The 19,774-nt window shown below is 63.2% G+C and carries 15 protein-coding genes; 5 read left to right on the forward strand and 10 right to left on the reverse strand.

Features of this window, described 5'->3' with window-relative positions; genetic code table 11:
- Positions 1-213: 213 nt before the first annotated feature.
- Positions 214-2,862, reverse strand: coding sequence for a tetratricopeptide repeat protein (locus HNQ60_RS16805; RefSeq protein WP_184333926.1), 2,649 nt, complete (start codon positions 2,860-2,862; stop codon positions 214-216).
- Positions 2,863-3,033: 171 nt separating this feature from the next.
- On the opposite strand from HNQ60_RS16805, the gene HNQ60_RS16810 reads away from it, so the two are divergent.
- On the forward strand, positions 3,034-3,192 hold the full coding sequence (locus HNQ60_RS16810; protein WP_184333927.1) for a hypothetical protein: 159 nt from the start codon (positions 3,034-3,036) through the stop codon (positions 3,190-3,192).
- A gap of 40 nt (positions 3,193-3,232) precedes the next feature.
- On the opposite strand, the gene cydX is transcribed toward HNQ60_RS16810, so the two are convergent.
- The 6 genes from cydX to HNQ60_RS16840 form a co-directional block, all read right to left on the reverse strand.
- Positions 3,233-3,352: a cytochrome bd-I oxidase subunit CydX gene (gene cydX / locus HNQ60_RS16815; protein ID WP_184333928.1), complete on the reverse strand. Its 120-nt coding sequence runs from the start codon at positions 3,350-3,352 to the stop codon at positions 3,233-3,235.
- A gap of 33 nt (positions 3,353-3,385) precedes the next feature.
- Positions 3,386-4,513, reverse strand: coding sequence for a cytochrome d ubiquinol oxidase subunit II (gene cydB / locus HNQ60_RS16820; RefSeq protein WP_184333929.1), 1,128 nt, complete (start codon positions 4,511-4,513; stop codon positions 3,386-3,388).
- Positions 4,514-4,640: 127 nt separating this feature from the next.
- Positions 4,641-6,182, reverse strand: a complete 1,542-nt coding sequence (locus HNQ60_RS16825; protein WP_184333930.1) for a cytochrome ubiquinol oxidase subunit I — start codon at positions 6,180-6,182, stop codon at positions 4,641-4,643.
- Complete coding sequence (gene cydP / locus HNQ60_RS16830) at positions 6,179-6,373, reverse strand: cytochrome oxidase putative small subunit CydP (RefSeq protein WP_184333931.1); 195 nt, start codon at positions 6,371-6,373, stop codon at positions 6,179-6,181. Before cydP ends, HNQ60_RS16825 begins: the two co-directional genes overlap by 4 nt.
- A 150-nt stretch (positions 6,374-6,523) precedes the next feature.
- Positions 6,524-8,605: a PhoX family protein gene (locus HNQ60_RS16835; RefSeq protein ID WP_184333932.1), complete on the reverse strand. Its 2,082-nt coding sequence runs from the start codon at positions 8,603-8,605 to the stop codon at positions 6,524-6,526.
- Between the two features lie 81 nt (positions 8,606-8,686).
- Entirely contained in the window at positions 8,687-11,329 is a 2,643-nt protein-coding gene (locus HNQ60_RS16840) for a glycosyltransferase (protein WP_184333933.1), read from the reverse strand.
- A gap of 144 nt (positions 11,330-11,473) precedes the next feature.
- Between HNQ60_RS16840 and HNQ60_RS16845 the strand changes: the two genes are divergently transcribed.
- The gene (locus HNQ60_RS16845) at positions 11,474-12,100 is read left to right on the forward strand and encodes an outer membrane beta-barrel protein (protein ID WP_184333934.1); all 627 of its coding nucleotides are present in this window, start codon (positions 11,474-11,476) and stop codon (positions 12,098-12,100) included.
- Positions 12,101-12,204: 104 nt separating this feature from the next.
- Here HNQ60_RS16845 and HNQ60_RS16850 read toward each other — a convergent pair whose 3' ends face one another.
- A complete protein-coding gene (locus tag HNQ60_RS16850) occupies positions 12,205-14,136 on the reverse strand; it encodes an alpha/beta hydrolase family protein (RefSeq protein ID WP_184333935.1) in 1,932 nt (643 codons plus the stop codon).
- A gap of 196 nt (positions 14,137-14,332) precedes the next feature.
- Here HNQ60_RS16850 and HNQ60_RS16855 point away from each other — a divergent pair, with 196 nt between their 5' ends.
- Genes HNQ60_RS16855 through HNQ60_RS16865 form a run of 3 tightly spaced genes read left to right on the forward strand, consistent with a single transcriptional unit; the run spans position 14,333 to position 18,569 of the window.
- Positions 14,333-14,980 carry an ABC transporter ATP-binding protein gene (locus tag HNQ60_RS16855; RefSeq protein ID WP_221304251.1) on the forward strand — a complete coding sequence of 216 codons (648 nt, stop codon included), beginning with the start codon at positions 14,333-14,335 and terminating at the stop codon, positions 14,978-14,980.
- Complete coding sequence (locus HNQ60_RS16860) at positions 14,980-17,502, forward strand: FtsX-like permease family protein (protein WP_184333937.1); 2,523 nt, start codon at positions 14,980-14,982, stop codon at positions 17,500-17,502. Before HNQ60_RS16855 ends, HNQ60_RS16860 begins: the two co-directional genes overlap by 1 nt.
- Positions 17,503-17,504: 2 nt before the next feature.
- Entirely contained in the window at positions 17,505-18,569 is a 1,065-nt protein-coding gene (locus HNQ60_RS16865; protein ID WP_184333938.1) for a lipocalin-like domain-containing protein, read from the forward strand.
- A 47-nt stretch (positions 18,570-18,616) separates the two neighbouring features.
- On the opposite strand, the gene HNQ60_RS16870 is transcribed toward HNQ60_RS16865, so the two are convergent.
- Positions 18,617-18,964, reverse strand: coding sequence for a high-potential iron-sulfur protein (locus tag HNQ60_RS16870; RefSeq protein WP_184333939.1), 348 nt, complete (start codon positions 18,962-18,964; stop codon positions 18,617-18,619).
- 297 nt (positions 18,965-19,261) lie between these two features.
- Positions 19,262-19,741 (reverse strand): ribonuclease E activity regulator RraA, encoded by a 480-nt coding sequence (gene rraA / locus HNQ60_RS16875; RefSeq protein ID WP_184333940.1) that lies wholly within the window; start codon positions 19,739-19,741, stop codon positions 19,262-19,264.
- Positions 19,742-19,774 lie beyond the last annotated feature (33 nt).

Genomic DNA, 19,774 nt, shown 5'->3' on the forward strand with positions numbered 1-19,774 from the left:
GTGTTCTTGCGGTCCATCGTACGTCCGGGCTAGCCCGCAGGGCAATTGCCCTTTTGTGCAGCGCGGAATCGTTCGCGGTTTGTACGGAAATTGCTGCCCATAGTGCCAATTGTTCGTGAGGGAATCGATCGGGAAGATGACACCGTAGATCGATCCCCCGTGAGAGTTACGCCGGCCACCCAGAAGGCGCCGGCGTTTTTTTGCCCGCGCCGGTCAGCGCAGCTCGGGTTCGTTGCCCAGGAACTCCAGCGCCACTCTGGGCTTTCCCCACTTGCCGTACAGATCCTCGACCCAGCCGCGCATTCGCTTCGTCGTCGAGTCTTCGCTGCCCCTGGATTTCAGTGCCGTGAGATAGCCCTTGCGCAGGAGCGGCTCCGCTTCGGCGTACCTGCCCTGCTGGGACAGCGACCGGCCGAGCGCGCCCTCGATGATGGACACCATCGAGGACTCGACGCCGCTGGCCGAAGTGAAGGTGGCGAGCGCAACCCGGATTTCCTTCTCGCCCTCGACGGGGCGTCCGCACTCCGCGAGAGCACGCCCGAGTCCGAGCCTGGAGGAGCCGACGTAGAGATGCTCTGGCGGCAGCGTGAGGGCAAAGATCCTGAGCGCCGAGTGCTGCTCCCCCAGGGACTCATCGCACTTGCGTTGCTCGAGGAGCGTCAGGCCAAGCAGCATGCGGGCGTAGCCGACGAAGACATTGTCCTGTCCGCGCACCTTGATGTTGAGCTGTACTGTCTCGCGCAGGATCGCTTCCGATTCGCCGAGCTCGCCGCTCTGCTGCAGGAACCGCCCGTAGTTGGCGAGCGCCATCATCGTGAACGGGTGCTCGTTGCCGAAGAGATCGCGGTACAGGGAGATCGATTGCTTGAAGAGCGGCGTCGCTTCGGCGAGGCGGCCCTGCCGGCTCAGCGAGTCCGCGAGGTTCTGGATCACGTGCGCGGTGTCGGGATGATTCGTTCCCAGCACACGCAAGCTCAGGTCGCTCGCCCGACGGAAGCTCGCGATCGCTTCGTCGTGACGGCCGAGATAGGCAAGGAGTTGACCGCGACTCGTCAGCGTCTCGACGAGCAACGCGCCCTCCGCGCCGCTGGTCTCATCGAGCATGCCGAGGATTTCGCCGTATTGCCGGTCCGCTTCCTCGAAACGCTCCTGCACCTGCATGAGATTGCCCAGGTCATGCATGGCCGAAGCGAGAGGGAGTTTGTCGGCGCCGGCATGCTTGCGCTGTATCGCGAGCGCTTCCTCGAGCAGGCTGGCAGCGCGATCCCGCTCACCGCTGTTGAGCAGCGTGCGACCCAGTTGCTGCATCGACTCAGCGCTCTCGATGCTGTCAGGCCCGAAGAGCTGCACGCGCTGTCGCAGGGAGTCTTCGAGCAGGCGGCTGGCGTCCGGATACAACCCGAGCGATCCGTACACGGATCCCATGGTTGCCATCAGGCTCGCGCGAATCTCGGGCTGGGTGTCCAGCCCGCCCTGCATGCGTCTCGAACCGATGTCGAGCACCTCACGGACCGTGATTTCGTTGCCTCGGCTGTGGCTCGGGTCAGCTTGCTGAAAGAGCTCGATCAGGAACGAAGAGATCTGTTCGGCTCTCGCGCGTTCACGGGTGATGCGCCGGTTCTGTTCGATCGTCGAAGCAGTGAAAGTGATCAATGCAACCAGCGCGAGCGCGGCCGCGGCGACACCGTACTTGTATCGGTCCACGAACTTCCGTGCGCGGTATGCCCATGTATCGCGTCGCGCGAGGATGGGCCGGCCAGCGAGGTAGTTGTTGATGTCCGCCGCGAGCTGTGCGGCGGAGGAATAACGTCGGTCTGGTTCCTTGCGCAGGGCCGTGAGGACGATGTTGTCCAGATCGCCGGTGAGTTCCCTGCGAAGTTTCGCTGGTGTCGTCGAGCGCTCCGTGCAGAGGCGCGCAAGCAGCGCCGGTTCCAGTCGTACCCCGTCTCCAACAAGATCGCGCGCCAGCGGAGGTGGCGTTTCCTCGCAGATCGCCTGCTCGAGATCGGCCAGGCGGTTACTGCGCGCAGTCAGTGGTTTGCGGCCCGTCAGCAGTTCATACAGCAGCACGCCCATGACGTAGATGTCGCTGGCCGTCGAGATGAGATCTCCACGCAGCTGTTCGGGGCTGGCGTGATCGGGCGTCATGAGACGCACATCCGCCTGGGTGACGGCCATCGTGTGCTGGAGCTGGCGCGCATCGAGGAGTTTCGCAATGCCGAAGTCCAGCAGCTTCGGCGTGCCGTCCGCGGTCACGAGGATGTTCGAAGGCTTCAGATCCCGATGCACGATCAGGTTCTGATGTGCGTACTGGACGGCGGAGCAGACGGTGACGAAGAGATCGAGCCGCTGCCGGATCGTCAGCCGATGCTCGTCACAGTAGTCGTCGATGGGCTTGCCGCTGATGTACTCCATCACGATGTACGGCGTCCCGTTCGAGGTCGCGCCGCCATCGAGGAGCTTGGCGATGTTGGGATGATTGAGACTGGCAAGGATCTGCCGCTCCATCTTCAACCGGCTCTGCAGTCGGGCCGAAACCAGTCCCGTCTTCAGCAGCTTGATCGCAACGCGCTGGCTGAAGGATTCGTCCGCGCGTTCGGCCAGAACCACGATGCCCATTCCACCGGAGCCGAGCACGTCGGTGACGCGATAACGGCCGATGAGCGTGCCGACCAGTGAAGTTGCTCCCGGATCGGGTGCGTCATCCGGCGCATCGAGGCTTTGCTCCCACCAATCGAGGCCGCTGCCGTTCTCCACGCTCAGTTCGGCGAGCACTTCCTGATAGCGCTCCTCGTTGCCGGTGCAGGCGTCCTGCAGAAACGACAGGCGCTGATCGTCGGGGAGCTGTCGTGCGATGCGCACGATCTCTCCCGATGTCATGGATGTGTAAGTCGAATGACGCACGGCCCGCCCATTATGCGCCGCGTTTTCGTCGCCGGCGCGACGGATGAACTAAGGGCCCATTGCGATGGCCGCGGTTCGGAATGCTACAGTCGGTGGGCCAACTGACTCGAACTCAGAAGGAGATGGAACGTGAGCAGCAATCCTCCGAACAATGGCGGGAACAACAATAACAATGGCGGTGGCGGCTCAACGAACGCCGGACCTCCTGCGGGACCCGTGGTCCTGGCTGCCATGGTGGGCGGACTGATCGGCGGGCTCGTCGGTGCCGTCGTCGGCACGATGATCTGAACAGCGTCTACCGCGCGCAATTCCTGCGATGCGATGCAGCTCAACCGGTCGAACCGGTTGAGTCGCGTTTGTCGTCCTCGTACAACTCGAGCCACATCGCATTCAGGATGGCGAAGGTGCAGGCGAGTCCGAGGCCGAGAATCCAGGAGAAGTACCACATGAATGTTGTGCCGTGATCGAGCAATGAAGCGCGTCAGTACGCGCCCTTGTGAATGTGTTCCAGCGAAACCTTGCCGCGCAGCACTCTGAACACCCAGGCAGTGTAGGCGAGAATCAGCGGCATGAAGATGAGCGTCGCCACGAGCATGATGAACAGCGTGAGCTGACTGCTGCTCGCATCCCACACCGTAAGGCTGCTGCCGGGATCGAGCGACGACGGGAGCATGAACGGGAATGCGCTGAATCCAGCCGTGCAGATCGTTCCCGCCACGGCCAGTCCACTCGAGATGAGCGCGATGCCCGCGCGGTCACGGGCGAAAACGAACGCGCCGATCGCCCCCAGGTAGCCGATGACCGGCGCCGCCAGCATCCACGGATAGCGGCCGTAGTTGTCGAGCCACGCGCCTGTGCCGCTCAGCACGGCTTTGCCCAGAGGATTCGACGGGCCGGCCGTGTTGATCTCCGATGCGATCCGGTACCCGTCGACCGACATCGAGATGAGCACGCCGCAGATCGTGAAGAGAATGATGTAGGCCACCGCGCTGATGCGTGCGGCAGTGGCCGCGCGGTCCGACATCGGTGAGTGCGTCTTGAACGCGGCATACGTTCCACCGTGCATCGCGAGCATTGCGACACTGACGAGGCCGCAGAGCAGCGCGAACGGATTGAGCAGCGCGAAGAAGGAGCCTTCATAGAAAACCCGCAGCGTATCGTCGAACCGGAACGGCACGCCGAGCAGGAAGTTGCCGAACGCTACGCCGAAGACGAGGGAGGGCACGAAGCCCGCGATGAACAGGCAGACGTCCCAGATGTTGCGCCAGCGAGGATCGGCAAGTTTGTTGCGGAAGACGAATCCCACGGGTCGCAGGATCAGCGCCGCGAGCACCAGGAACATCGCGATATAGAAGCCCGAGAAAGAAGTCGCGTAGAGCGGCGGCCATGCGGCGAAGATCGCGCCGCCGCCGAGAATGAACCAGACCTGGTTGCCTTCCCACACTGGTTCGATCGTTTCGAGGAATGCGCGCCGCTCCTCGTCCGTCTTGCCGAGGAAGCGAAACAGCATGCCGACGCCGAGATCGAAGCCGTCGGTCACAGCGAAGCCCACCAGCAACACGCCGAGGAGGGCCCACCAGATCAATCGCAGTAGTTCGTAGTCGAGCATGACTTTTCTCGAAGTAGATAGCGGATAGCGGATGGCGGATAGGGGGCGATGGTGAGGAAGCGGTCGGAGCTGACCTCAGAACCATCCGCTCCTATCCGCCATCCGCTATCCGCTATCTACTTCCTCTTCAATGAGCTCCTTCCTCGCCGGACCAGCGTTCGGGGCCCTGGCGGATGACTCGCAGCATCAGGAAGACGTCGACGACCGCGAGCGTCGTGTAGAAGACCACGAAGCCGATGAGGCTGAACCAGACATGGCCCGCGCTGACGGAGGATACGCCGAGGGAGGTCGGCAGCATGCCTTCGATGACCCACGGCTGGCGTCCATACTCGGCGACGATCCAGCCGAGCTCGGCGGCGACCCACGGCAATGGCAGGCTGTACAGCGCGACGCGCAGCAGACCTCGATGCTGTTCGATGCGTCGTCGCGCGGTGAGGACGAATGCGGTTGCGAACAGCACGATGAAGAAGAGTCCCAGGCCGACCATGATCCGGAAGGACCAGAAGAGCACCGGTACGTTCGGGACCGTCGACCACGCAGCGAGCTTGATCTGTTCTTCCGTCGCATCGTTCGGATCGGCGACATAGTGTTTGAGCAGCAGCGCATATCCCAGGTCGTGCTGGTAGCGACCGAAGTTGCGCAACGCATCAGTGTCGCGACCGTCGACGCGCAATTTTTCCAGCGCGGCATACGCGATCTGGCCGCGACGGATCCGGTGCTCCGCATCCGCGACGAGGTTGAAGATGCCGGGTACTTCCTTGTCGATCGAACGCGTTGCGATCAGTCCGAGCGCCCACGGAATCTTGATCTCGGCGTGCGTCTTGCGTTCTTCGACATCGGGAATGCCGAAGACAGTGAAGCCCGCGGGCGCTTCTTCCGTGTGCCACATGGCTTCGATCGCTGCGATCTTCATCTTCTGATGTTCGCTCGCGGTGTATCCGCTCTCGTCGCCGAGGACGACGACAGACAACGAGGCGGCCAGTCCGAAGCTCGCGGCGACTGCGAACGACCGTCGGGCCAGTGCGCGATTGCGGCCGCGCAGCAGATAGTAGGCGCTGATCGCGAGCACGAACATTGCTCCGGTGACATAGCCGGCGCTCACTGTATGAACGAACTTCGCCTGTGCGACGGGATTGAAGATCACTTCGGAGAACGACGTGACCTCCATGCGCATCGTTTCGAAATTGAAGCGCGAGCCGACGGGGTTCTGCATCCAGCCGTTCGCGATGAGGATCCAGAGCGCTGAGAAGTTGGAGCCGATCGCGACCAGCCAGGTCACGACCATGTGCTGCAGTTTCGACAGCCGCTCCCAGCCGAAGAAGAACAGGCCGACGAACGTCGACTCGAGGAAGAACGCCATCAGGCCTTCGATGGCCAGCGGCGCGCCGAAGATGTCGCCGACGTAGTGCGAGTAGTACGCCCAGTTCGTGCCGAACTGGAATTCCATCGTGATGCCGGTCGCGACGCCCATCGCGAAGTTGATGCCGAAGAGCACGCCCCAGAATTTCGTCATCCGGCGCCAGATCTCGCGTCCCGTCATCACGTAGACGCTTTCCATGATCGCCATCAGGATCGACAGCCCGAGCGTCAGCGGCACGAACAGGAAGTGATAGAGCGCCGTGAGCGCGAATTGCAGGCGCGAGAGATTGACGACCTCGACGTCGATCATGATCCGTCTCCGCCGTCGGCAGGCGCGAACAGATGTTCTTCGATCGTCACCGGCGTGATGCGCGGCCGGTCATCGAAGAACAGAAACCGCAGCGCAATCAGCGCGAGCAGCTTGAAGGCGAGAATCGCAATGATTTCCCGCCGCAGCGACGCACGCCGCGTGGGAGCAGCACCTGAGGTGTTATGCGACATCGCGCCCCGCTGGTTGAGCGGGGCGGATTGTCGTGATTTGCTGCGGTGCGATCAATTGCGGGAAGTGCGGAGAGGCGGGCGGCGCCCGCCGTGACGGGGTGACGAGCAGAGCAATCTGGATTCGACTCTTGCCCGTCACCCGTCACGCGATCAAGTCCCGATCACTCCACCGTCATCCTTCGTGATCACCAGCGTCGCCGAGCGCGGGCGCGTTTCTCCATTGATGTTTGGCCACGTGCCATCCGGGTGCTGGATGTTAACGAACAGCGTGCGACGGTCCGGAGTGGCCGTGATGCCGGTCAGTTCGCAACCCTTCGGGCCGACGAGGAAGCGCTTCACGATGCCGGTTTCCGGGTTCGCGGCGAGCATCTGCTGGTTGCCGAAGCCACGCGCCGTGTTGGAGTAACCATCGGTCTGGATCCAGACGAGGCCGGTGTGCGAGTCGACCCACAATCCGTCCGGGCTGTTGAACGTCGCGTCATCGCCCAGGTAGGCCTGCTTGTCCGTCCCCGGGAAAACCTGCGCCGCGTACGCCGGATTGGCATTGTACGGAGCGACCGCGCCGAGCGACTGAACCGTCTGCAGCGACGGGCCGCCGAACACGAAGATGTCCCACGTGAACTCCGTCTCCCAGAAGCGGCCGCGGTCTTCGCGCCAGCGGACGATGTGTCCGTCGGGGTTGCCCGCGCGCGGATTAGCCGGATCGACGGGCTGATTGCCCGTGCCGCGTGCGGAATTGTTCGTGAGCGTGAGATAGACATGACCCGAACGCTCATCGACGACGGCCCATTCAGGACGATCGAGTCGCGTGGCGATGACGTAGTCAGCAGCGGAGCGCGTGTTGATGAGAACGTCGGCCTGGCTGTTGAAGCCGTTCGCCGGCGTCAGGCCATTCTTGCCGAACGTCAGCGCGATCCACTGGCCCGTGCCGTCTTCGTTGAAGCGGGCGACGTAGAGCGTGCCTTCATCGAGATATTCGTCGCCGCAGGCTTCCCAGGGAGCGAAGGGCTTCTTGCTCACGAACTTGTACATGTATTCGCCGCGCGAGTCGTCGCCCATGTACACCACCACGGGCTTGCCGATGGTCGTCGGTGCAACCCAGGCGCCTTCGTGCCCGAAGCGGCCGAGCGCAGTGCGCTTCTTCGGCGTCGACTTCGGGTCGAACGGATCGATCTCGACCACCCAGCCGAAGTTGTTCGCTTCGTTGCGATAGTCCTGCAGCGCGCCCTGGACATCGTAGAAATCCGGCGTGCTCGGCGTCGCGTTGAATCGGGCGTACTTGTCTTCGGGACGTGTGCCCCAGCCGTAGGTTGCGGTGGCTGCAGCCGGCACGCCGTAGCGCGAATGCTCGCGCGGGCGGCCAGTCGTCACGGTGTTGTAGAAGTAGCCTGCCCAGTTCTCTTCGCAGGTCAGATACGTGTCCCACGGCGTGTAGCCGTTCGCGCAGTTGTTGACCGTGCCGCGCGTGCGAGTGCCCTTCGGGCTGTACTTAGTCTTGAGCAGATCGGAGCCGCGTGCCGGACCCGCGATGTCCATCGGCGTCTGCGCGGTGATGCGGCGGTTGTACTTGCTGCGTACGGTTCTCCACTCGCCGTTGGCGCGCTTTTCGATCTCGAACACGCCGACGCCGTGCGACGCGATTTCCTTGCGGACTTCATCTTCGACGGGACGGCTGCCGTCCGCGTTGCGTGAGAAGCCATTCGGGTGCAGGAACACCTGGTCGATGTTCTCGTAGTTGCGGCACAGGACGCCGGACTGGTTGCCGCGAGCTCCGCGATACAACGGGAAGAAGTGCATGCCGTCGTGATGAGCGCCGGCCTGCGATTCGCGGTCAGCGCCGGTATTGAAGTCGCCGGGAATATACGGAGGGTAAGGAGCGGCGAGCGGCGCGCCTTCGGGTGAGAGCACCTGCACACTGTAGCCTTCGGGCACGACGACCTGGTCTTCGAAACCGGGATTGAAAGCCGGCACTGCCTGGTAGCCCGGATCGATCCGGCGACGGGGACGAGCGTTGCCGTAGTCTTCGCCGTCGTCATTCCCGCCATGGCCATTTCCCTGGGCCAGTGCCGACGTGGCGAGGAAGCTGCTGACTGCTACTGCCACGCCGCCTTTCACCACATCACGGCGGCCATAGCGGCGCTCCACGATGTCGGTGAACCACGGATTCGAAGTCGGGTTGCATTCTGGTTCTTCACCCACAGCGGCGGCGGGAGTGAAATTCTTGTCGTGCACGGCAGTCTCCAGGCGAGGTTGATGACCCGCGCAGTTAAGGAGCCGTGTATTGCGGATTGATGACGGGGGCGTGACATCACTTCATCGCTGCATCACCTCATCACGCGCGCGATGCGCCTTGCTCCGTCCCAGCCACTTCGCCGGCAACGCCGTCTCGCTGATCAACGAAACCAGCAACGCTGCTCCGTACGGAACCGCCTGGATCATGAGCACGGCAATCCAGACCGCGACGTCCGGGCCGCGAAGTTCCGCCGGTACGCCGAGACTGGTGCCGTTGGGCAGTACGACCTGGTGCGTCAGGAAATAGACCGCGGCCAGCAACAGGATCAGGAAGAGCGCTTCCTGCACGGCGCCGGCGAATGCACGCGTCAGGACGTGGGGACGTGCCTCCTTCGGAGTGCGGAAGAAGGGTTCGTCGCGCGTGACCATGCCCTTCAGCATCGCGAGGCCGATCGTGTGCGACAGGGCGAGGCCGGCCAACGCAGCCGCGATTGTCTGACGAATGTTTGCGCCCACTCGCGAGACGTACAGGTGCGCGAGCTTGACCAGTTTGAAAGTGAACAGCGCGAGCGGCAGGATCGAGAACATGACGAGCGGCGGATCGATGCGGTGCGGGGCATACACCATCGCGATGGACCAGCCGATCGCCGCGATGTTGAAGATCAGGTTCAGGCCATCGGCGAGCCACGGCAGCCAGCCGGCAACGAAGTGATAGCGCTGGCCGGTCGTGAGTTGCGTGCGTCGGGCGAACAAGGCGCCCGAATGACGTCGCAGGATCTGCATCGCCCCATAGGCCCAGCGGAATCGCTGCTTCTTGTAGTCGCCGAACGTGTCGGGCATCAGTCCGCGACCGTAGCTGCGGGGCAGGTAGTAAGCCTCGTAACCGTGTTCGAACAGGCGCAGACCCAGCTCGGCATCTTCGGTGATGCTCCATTGTGCCCATCCGCCGGTCCGCACGAGAGCGTCGCGCTGCACGAGCATCATCGTCCCGTGCTGGATGATCGCGTTGCGCTCGTTGCGCGTGATCATGCCGATATGAAAGAAGCCTCGGTACTCCGCGTAGCACATTGCCTTGAAGAAACTTACCTCGTGATCGCGGTAGTCCTGCGGCGCCTGAACGATCGCGACTTTGTCGTTCGAGAAGGCCGGGACGAGGTCACGCAACCACCGGGGTGCGACCTGGTAGTCGCTGTCGATCACCGCGACGATCGTCGCAGCCGGATCTGTTCGTTCGAGCGCAAAGTTCAGGGCGCCGGCCTTGAAGCCCGCGAGCGGCTTGACGTGAAAGAACCGGAATCGCTCGCCGAGCCTGCGGCAGTGAGCTTCCACCGGGCGCCAAACGGATTCATCCGCGGTGTTGTTGTCGATGACGAGGACTTCGTAGTCCGGATAGTCGAGCCGGGCCAGCGCGTCCAGCGTTGCGGTCAGCATCGCCGCGGGTTCGTTGTAGGCGGGAACGTGAATGGAAACCTTCGGCCACTGCGAGAGGGCGGGGAGCGGCGCGTTCAAGGAACGGCGGCGTCTTGCCCAGCGAGCTTCGGCCCACTCGACCGCTTCCGCCACGACGATTGCGATCACGCCGAGCATGCCCAGGATCAGGAACGCTCCGACGATCACACTGACGAGCGTCAGGTACTGCTGCGAATACTGATAAATGACGAGCACCGCGATCGTTGCGGCAGCGTAGATCACGATGGCGAGGAAGCTGCTGCCGCGTGTGCCGAGGCCACTGCTGTTGGTGTAGACGAGCGCAAGCAGGATTGCAGCGACGACGACCGAGATGCCCGCGAGCATCTGCCACTGCGGGATTCGCACGATCGGCTTGATGAACTCGAATTTGGGTTGCCGTTCGACGTTGTACACGCCCCAGTACGCGCCGACCGCGCCTTCGTAGCGCGCCTTCCAGGGCTGATCGAACGCTTCCATGATGTAGTACACGTAGCCTTCGTCCCGCGCCCGCGCCAGAAAGCGGCGCAGAAAGAGGGCCTCGTTGCTGAGCGACGCGACGGCGCCTTCCCGTGTGCGTCCTTCTGAAGGCCAGCCGACTTCGCAGATCACGACGCGCTTGCCGGGGAATGTTTTCTCGAGCAACTCGATGCGCGACGCCATGTAGTCGACTGCTTCTTCGACGGGGATGCCTTCCCAGTAAGGCAGCAGGTGGACGCCGATGAAGTCGACGTGCTCGGCGAGCTTCGGATGCGTGATCCATACATGCCAGGGTTCCGCCGTGCTGACCGGCTGCTCGACTGCGTCGCGAACCCTGTCGAGCGCCGCGGTGAGCTCGTTGACGCTCAGGTCGCCGCGCAGGACCGATTCGTTCCCGATGACGAGCCGGATGACATTGGCGTGATCACGGGCCAGTTCGATCGCCGCCGCAATCTCCTTCTCATTGGTGGCGCGATTGCGGTCGAGCCACGCGCCGACAGCGACCTTGATCTGATGTCGCTCAGCGAGCTCGGGGACTTCGGCCAGCGTGTCGAGGGACGAGTAAGTGCGCACCGCGTTGACCGACGCACGCGCCAGCAATGCGAGATCGGCATCGATCTGCTCCGTCGAGGGCAGCACACGATCCACCGGGTTCTGGTTCGCCTGGAACGGCGAGAAGGCCATGCCCTGCACGCGCTGCGGCCAGTGCGGCTCATCGACCGGCCGGTTGAGCCATGCCCAGAGGCCGAAAGTGATCGCGGCAAAGACGATCGCGACGAGGTAGCTCGAAAACTTCATGGGATGGAACGATCGCGCCGCGCAGATCTACGAAGGCCGGCCACTGCGCCGCATGGTAACTTACTGTCCAACGCAGCAGCCGGAACGCGCGGAACGCGGGTCGGGTTCGGTCGGTCAACTCGTTGTTTTCACGGAGAACTTACAATGCGCCGAGGGGTCATTCACGCGGTCACGTCTGCTCTCGTCATGGCGATCGCCGGCACGAGCATCGCCCGGGCGGACGGCACGAAGTTCGAGATCACACCCTTCGTGGGTCAGATGGCCGGCGGTGAGTTCGAAGATACGACCACGGGCGGCGATCGCGATGTCGAGAACGACCTCGACTACGGCCTGTTCTTCAACGTCAACGCAGGCAGCCCGGACCGTCAGTACGAAATGTTCTATGCGCAGCAGGGAACGAGCGTCGAGGGCGCGGTCCCGATCGACATCGACATCCAGTACCTGCACGTCGGCGGCATCGTGAATTTCACCGACGTGCAGCCGGTCGTGCCGTTCTTCGGCATCACCATCGGCGCAACGAAGTTCTCACCCGATGCGACCGGCCTCGACGATGAGACGAAGTTCTCCGTCAGCGTCGGCGGAGGCCTGAAGTACAAGTTCACGGATCACTTCGGCCTGCGCCTCGACCTGCGCGCCTTCGTGTCGATGCTCGACACGGATGGCGGATTCCTCTGTGCTTCGACGCCAGCGGGCGCCGGCTGCGCGATCACAGCGTCGTCCGACACCTTCGTGCAGTATCACGGCTCGCTGGGCTTCATCGCGGCGTTTTAAAGAGTCGGATGTTTCACACGGAGTTCACGGAGTGCACGGAGGGCATGAGCCGGAAAGCTTCTTAACCTCCGTGTTCTCCGTGAACTCCGTGTGAAATCCTTACTTCAGGAGCCCGCCGACGCACCCGGACCGAGATTCTCGAGCAGGAATTTCTCGATCTCCGTCAGCAGCGTGATGCGATCCGACTTGCGATCAAGCTGGTGAGTGGCTTTGTCGAGATAGACGGCGCGATACGGTTTGCCCGCTTTCTTGAGTGCGCTCTCCATCTTTTCCGAGTGATCGACTTCAACCTGGTAGTCGCGGTCGCCATGGATCAGGAGCACCGGGATCTTGATCTGGTCGACGTGGCGTCGGGGTGAATCCGCGAGCAGCTTTTCCTTGTTGAGGCCGATCTGCTCGCGGGCGAAGCGGTAGTTCGAGAAGAAGCGCGATTCCTGTATGAGCTGATGCAGATCGCTCACGCCTGCGATGCTGACGGAGCAGCGATAGAGATCGCTGTTGCGTACGGCACCGAGCAATGCGGCGTAGCCGCCGAAGCTCCAGCCGACTGTGCACATGCGGGCCGGATCGGCGATGCCCTGGGCAACCGCCCAGCGCGCGGCATCGGTGATGTCCGAGTACGTGAGGCCGCCCCAGTCCTGGTGGGCGTCGTAGAACCAGTCGCCGCCATAACCGGACGAACCGCGGAAGTTCATCTGGAGCACCGCGTAGCCGCGATCGACGAGGAACGCACGCAGGAAGTCGAAATCCCACGTATCCCGCGCGATCGGGCCGCCGTGCGGCATCACGATCAGCGGCAGCTTCTCCGGGCGCAATCCGACAGGCACCGTCAGATAGCCCGGGATTTCCGTGCCGTCCGCGGCCTTGTACGTGATGGAGCGCATGCGGCCGAGCTGCTCCTGCTTCAGCTCCGGATACGCAGTGCCGAGACGCATCAGCTTGCCCTGCTTCTTGTCGAGGATCGAATAAGTACCGTAGTCGGTGTCGCTGTAGGAACGAACTACGAATGTCTGCTCGTCGCGGCTGTAGTCGCTGATGAACGTGAACTTGCCCGGCTCGAATTTCTCGACGGACTTGATGAGCCCGCGAATGGTTTCGTCCGTGTAGTAGATGAAGGGGCGATCGAGCTCGTACCAGATGCCGAGGAGCCGGCCATCGGGCGTCATCACCGGATCGTCCGCATCGACGAGTGGATGGGAGAACACGAGCTGGGGCTCGCGCTGGTCCGTCAGATCCATTTCCCACAGCGCTGAGCGACCTTCGAAACTCCCTGTCGCGTACGCGATGTTCTTTCCCGGCGCGACGGCGATCGGCGTGAGAGCGTCGCTTTCGCTGAACGCCTTGATCTTCACCAGCCGTCGCCATTCGCGCTCGTTCTCGAGCCGCGCGAAGTAGCTGACTTCCGTCGAGTTCGAGTAGCCGTAGCCGAGCCGGACGTTGCCCGCGGCATCGGTAGTGAACGAGCGGATCGGCATATGCTCGCGAGTGCGGCTGATCGTGTTTCCGGAATTGACGTTCATCTCGAACACGGTCGGATAGCCGTTGCGGTCGTGGTCCAGTTCGATCAGCACGGTGTCGGGCTCGTCCGGCGTCCAGTCGAGAATCTGGTCATGGAACTGCGCGATGCCGGCGTCCGAGTTCTGAATGAGCATCTTCTGCTTGGTGCCGTCTGCGTTGACCGCGACCAGGCGCGTGATCGGATAGACGCGGCCGGCTTCGGTCACCATCGCCCGCAGGCCGCATAGCAGTCGCGTGTCATTCGCCCAGTTGCACCATGCGATTTCGTACTTGCCCGGTTCCGAGCGCACGATCGGCCGATACTTGGCACCCGGCGTCATGCGGTCGAACGTCATTGCGACCGATACGTCGTCGATCGAACTGACGAAGGCGATCTGGCGCCCATCGGGCGAAATCGTCACGTTGCGCACCGCCGGGAGTCGCGCGAAGGCTTCGAGCGGTTGCGGAGCCGCATGTGCGGAATCGATGGCTATCAGAACGCCTGCGGCCAGCGCGACCGCACCGAGAAACCGAACCATTGCGGGACCTCCCAGGTCGTCCTTGTCTGCGCCCTCGTTTCGCTGGAATCGTTGTTTGGGGCGTTCGGGGCCGAGCGTAAGGCATCGGGCATGCGCACGCCACGACGTGAGTCATGGTTACACTTGCTGCTGGAAACCCTTAAACCCCCTGGTGCCCATGCTGATAATCGAGAACCTGCGGAAGGCCTTTCCCGGCATGAGCGCGCGCCAGGTACTGAGCGACGTGTCGCTGCGGGCGGGCCCCGGCGACTATGTCGCCATCATGGGGGAGTCGGGCTCCGGCAAGTCCACGCTGCTGAACCTGATCGCCGGGCTCGACACGCCGGACTCCGGCCGCGTTCTGATCGACGGCCAGGATCTGCTCTCGCTCGATGACGCCGCCCGCACGCTGCAACGTCGCGCCCGGATGGGGTTCGTATTCCAGGCCTTTCATCTGCTCCCGCATCTCACGATCGAACGCAACGTCGCGCTGCCGCTGGCGCTCAACGGTGTCGATGAGCGCACGTCTCGCGAGCGAGTCGAGGAGTTGCTGACCGCGGTGGGGCTGATCGATCGCCGCAGCGAGTTTCCCTTGAAGTTGTCAGGTGGCGAGATGCAGCGAGTCGCAGTCGCGCGTGCACTCGTGCACAAGCCGACGCTGGTGCTTGCCGACGAACCGACAGGCAATCTCGATGCTGAGTCCGCCGCTGAAGTCCTGCAGTTACTGCGAACGCAGCTGAAGCGCGACAACGCCATCGGCATCCTGGTGACGCATTCGACCGTCGCCGCGGCAACGACAGATCGTATGTACCGACTCGCTGCGGGAACACTGCACGAGCAGTCGGTGCAAAGGGCGAAAGTTTGATGGCGGGCACCGCGGTTCTTGATGCTGGCGTTTTCGGACCGTTGCGGCATGCGCCGGGCCGCACAGCGCTCGCGGTTGTAGCCATCGCGCTGGGCGTGGCGCTGGGATTCGCGATCTATCTGATCAATCGTGTCGCCGCCGATGAAGTGTCGCTCGCGGCGCGCAGTCTCTTCGGCATGGCGGATCTGGCGGTCGAAGCGACGGGGGACGGGTTCGATGAAGGCCTGTATCCGATCGTCGCACGCGTGCCAGGTGTCGAAGTGGCGAGTCCTGTGGTGCAGATCGAAGCGCGCATGGTCGGCAGGCGCGGTGTGCTGACCCTGCTCGGCATGGATGTGTTCCGTTCGCGTCGACTGCAGCCGGCATTCGCGCAGGCGGCGGGCGGCGGCGATAAAGCCGAGTCGGCGCCGGTGATCGATGGCGAACCGATTTTCCTGAGCGCTTCCGCTGCGCGAACGCTCGGTGCGAAGGTCGGCGAGAGAATGCAGTTCCAGGTGGGCCTGGAGCCGCGCGAATTCCAGGTCGCGGCAATCCTGCCGCGGACGGCGCTCGAAGATCGGGCGGCGATCATCGATATAGCCACTGCGCAATGGCAGTTCGAACGTCTCGGCAGGCTTTCGCGCCTCAATCTGCGTCTCGCTCCTGGCGCGAACGTAGATCAGGTGCGCGACTCGCTTGCGCAGGTGCTTCCGGAAGGCGTTCGGGTTGTGACGCCGGGGCAGGCAGCGGACGATGCGCTGCGATTGTCGCGAGCGTATCGATCCAATCTGACGGCACTCGCGCTGGTGGCGCTCTTCACGGGAGGTTTCTTCGTCTACTCGACGCAGTCGCTCGCCGCGCTGAGACGACGGCGGGAGTTCGCGCTGCTTCACGCGCTCGGCGTAACTCGGCGCGAACAGTTGTTCATGGCGCTTGTTGGTGGTGGCGCGATCGGTGCGGCCGGAGCGCTGGTGGGAATCGCCGGTGGATTCCTGATCGCACAGCTCGGGCTCACTGCGCTAGGCACCGATCTGGGCGCAGGGTATTTCCGGGGCGGCGCGCCAGCGCTCGAATTCCATTGGCACGAGGCAGTCGCGTTCTGCGCGCTCGGTATCGTCGTTGCCGTTGCCGGAACGCTGCAGCCGGCATTGCAAGCAGCGAACGTGCCGACAGCCACGGCGTTGAAGGCAGGCGACGTTACGAGCGGCGACGTCCGTTCGCACTTCGTTCTCATCGCTGCGCTGTTCGTGCTCGCAGCGATCACGTTGTTCCTTCCGCCAGTGGCGGGGCTGCCGTTACCCGGGTACGTATCGATTGGGCTCCTGATCATCGGCACCGTCGTGGCGATGCCGGCGATCCTCAGGTCGCTTCTCGCTCATGCGCCGGCGTTGAAGCCGGTTCCCTGGGAGATCGCCATCGCGCATCTGCGCGGCACGGCGCGCTACGCCACGTTGAGTGTGTCGGCCATCGTCGTGAGTTTCAGTCTCATGGTCGCGATGGCGATCATGGTCACGTCGTTCCGCACATCGCTCGATCTGTGGGTGCAGCGAATCCTGCCGGCCGATGTCTATCTGCGTTCCGGCTATATCGGGCAGTCGTCTCACCTGGATCAGGCGCTCCTCGAATCGATACGGGGTATCGGAGGAATCGAGAGACTCGAGACCAGTCGCTTTGCAGTGGCGGATGCCATCGACAGCGGACAGCCGTTGACCGTGATCGCGCGTGAGGTCGATGCTTCCAGCGCGGAGCGCGTGCTGTGGCTTGAAGCGGTCGCGAAGCAGCCCGTTGCAGCCAATGCCGTTCCTGTCTGGATTTCAGAGGCGGCTGCGGACCAGCTTCGGCTCGGGCCGGATGCGACGTTCGATCTGCTGCTCGCCGGTCGAAAAGTGACGGCGTCCATCCGCGGAATCTGGCGCGACTACGAGCACCCGCGCGGGGCCGTGATCATGGATCGGGCGACCTACGAGTCGCTGACAGGTGACGGGGCAATCAACACGATCTGGATCTGGCTGAAGGCCGATGCGTCGATCGACGATGTTCAGCGTCAGATCAGGGAACGAATGCCCGCGGGCAGCGAATACGATCTGCGCATTCCGCAGGATCTGCGGCGGTTGTCGCTGCAGGCGTTCGATCGGACATTCGCCGTGACGTATGCGCTCGAGTGCATCGCGATCCTCATTGGCTTGTTCGGCATCAGTGCGGGCACGAGTGCGCAAGTGCTCGCCCGACGCCGCGAGTTCGGCGTGCTGCGTCACATCGGACTCACGCGACAGCAGATCGCGTCCACGCTGGCGATCGAAGGCGCGGGGCTGGGCGCGCTCGGTGTGCTCGTCGGCTTGATCACTGGTGCCTGCGTCAGTCTGATTCTCATCTATGTCGTGAATCGCCAGTCGTTCCACTGGAGCATGGATCTCTATGTTCCGTTTGGCCTGCTCGGGATTCTCAGCAGCGCGCTGATCGCCGCCGGCGCCGTCATCGCCGTCGTGAGCGGTCGCCAGGCGATGAGAGGCGACGTGATCGCGGCGGTGAAGGAAGATTGGTAGGAATGAATCGCGTACTCGCATTGCTGTTCGTCCTGTTCGCTGGCGTCACCGCCAGCGCGCAGCCGGCTTATCCTGTCGTCGATCCCGCCTACGTCATCGAATTTCCGCGTGATGAGGGGAGTCATCCGCGGTTCCGGACGGAATGGTGGTATGTCACGGGGTGGCTCGAAACATCCGCCGGATCGCCGGTGGGGTTTCAGATCACGTTCTTCCGGACGCGACCCGGCACACAGGAAGGCAACCCGTCGCGGTTCGCCGCGAAGCAGGTGCTGTTTGCGCACGCTGCCTTGAGTGATCCGCGAACCGGAAAATTGCTTCGCGGAGAGCGTTCGGCGCGCGCGGGCTTTGGGCTCGCCGAGTCGAGGGAAGGGGATCTGGACGTCGTGCTCGACGAGTGGTCGCTGCGTCGCGTCGACGGCAGCGACTATCGCGCTGTGGCGATCGCTGAAGGCTTCTCGCTGCAGCTCGACCTGCGCGCTTCCGCGCAGCCGCTCCTGCACGGCAAAGCGGGCTTCAGTCAGAAGGGGCCGGAGACTTCGAACGCGAGTCACTACTACAGCCTTCCGCAGCTCGAAGTGAAGGGCCAGATCGAGATCAGCGGTCGCAAGGAGGCGGTGCGTGGCCGGGCGTGGCTCGACCACGAATGGTCGACCGCATTCCTCGATCCGCAGACCTACGGGTGGGACTGGATCGGCATCAATCTCGACGACGGCGGTGCGCTCATGGTGTCGCGCATGCGCGATCAGCACGGTGTGTCGCGCTGGGCGTTCGGCACTTTGCGAACGCCATCGGGGACGACGACGTTCGAGCCGCAGGAGATCGAGTGGCAGCCGCAGCGGCAATGGCGCTCACCGCGCACGGGTATCGAATACCCGATCGAATGGGCAGTTCGCATCGGCGATCGCACGATTCGCCTGCAGCCGCTGATGGATGATCAGGAGAGCGATACGCGCGGCAGCACAGGGACGATCTACTGGGAGGGAGCAGTGACGGCTATGGAGGAGGGCCGAGCGATTGGACGGGGCTATCTGGAGCTGACGGGGTACGGGGAAAGGTTGAGGCTGTAAGACGATGTGATGCGGTGATGAAGTCATCACCGCATCACTGACTCATCTCATCCCACTTTCGCGCCCGGCTTCAACACCCATACCTTGCACCAGCCGTCCTTGTCGACGAGCTTGCCAGGGAACAGGTTGCAGGGACGCCATTCGTCCCCTTCCTTGCCGACGAGCTGCACGCAGTTGTGGCAGAAGCTGCCCGGCTTGTACTGCGGCACCTTGCTGGCGTCGACTTTCTTCGCGTCATGCACGTAACCCATCGCGACAGCGAGAGGATCCTTCTCATCCAGGTGGGGCGCGTCCGCTGCCTCTGCTTCGCGCACGAGTCCTGCGCAGGGAAGGGCAACGAGTCCGGCGATGGCGGACTTCAGCAGGGTGCGGCGATCAAGCGGTGAATCGCTCATGACGAAACCTCTTTTGAGCTGGCGGATGGCTGGCTGCCGCGATTCTAGCCCGCCTCGCGACGATTGTTGGTACGCGTCATGCGCACGTAAGACAAACTTTGCACCGCAGCTGCGAGTGATTTTCACTTCAGGTCCCGGCTTCGCGAAGACGGAAGATTTCCACGGGGAGCACGGGGCGACCACCGGGGATTGGAAAAAATGACGTCCGCGTGGGTGCGGCGTGTGCAGTGAGTGTTTCAGAACTCGCATGGGCCGCGTGTTCGCCCCGTGCTCCCCGTGGAAAATCTTCTCTCCTCCTCAGACCAGCGACCGTCTGGCGACGATGATTCCGTCCTCATCCGCGTATACCCACTCTCCCGGGCGGAACGTCGCTCCGGCAAACCGCACGACGAGATCGCGCTGGCCTTCGCCGCGCTTGTCGGTCTTCATGGGGAGCGTGCCCAGTGCGTGCACGCCGAGCGGCATCTGGGCGATGGCCGCCGAATCGCGGATGCAGCCGAAGATGATGACGCCGCTCCAGCCCTGATCGACAGCGCTCTGCGCGAGCATGTCGCCCAACACTGCCCGACGCATTGAACCGCCTGCATCGACGACCAGCACGCGGCCGTCGCCAGGTTCCTTCACAAGCTCACGGACGCGCGAGTTGTCTTCGAAGCACTTGATGGTGGCGATGCGACCCGCGAACCGCGCACGGCCGCCATAGCTGCGAAAGAGCGGCTCGCAGACTTCGATGTCGTCGCTGAACTGGTCGCAGAGGTCGGCGGTTCGAAAGTCCATGGCAAGCGCTCGCTGTAAAAGGGACGGGCGAGT

It is taken from the genome of Povalibacter uvarum, assembly GCF_014202975.1.
Taxonomy (GTDB): domain Bacteria; phylum Pseudomonadota; class Gammaproteobacteria; order Steroidobacterales; family Steroidobacteraceae; genus Steroidobacter; species Steroidobacter uvarum.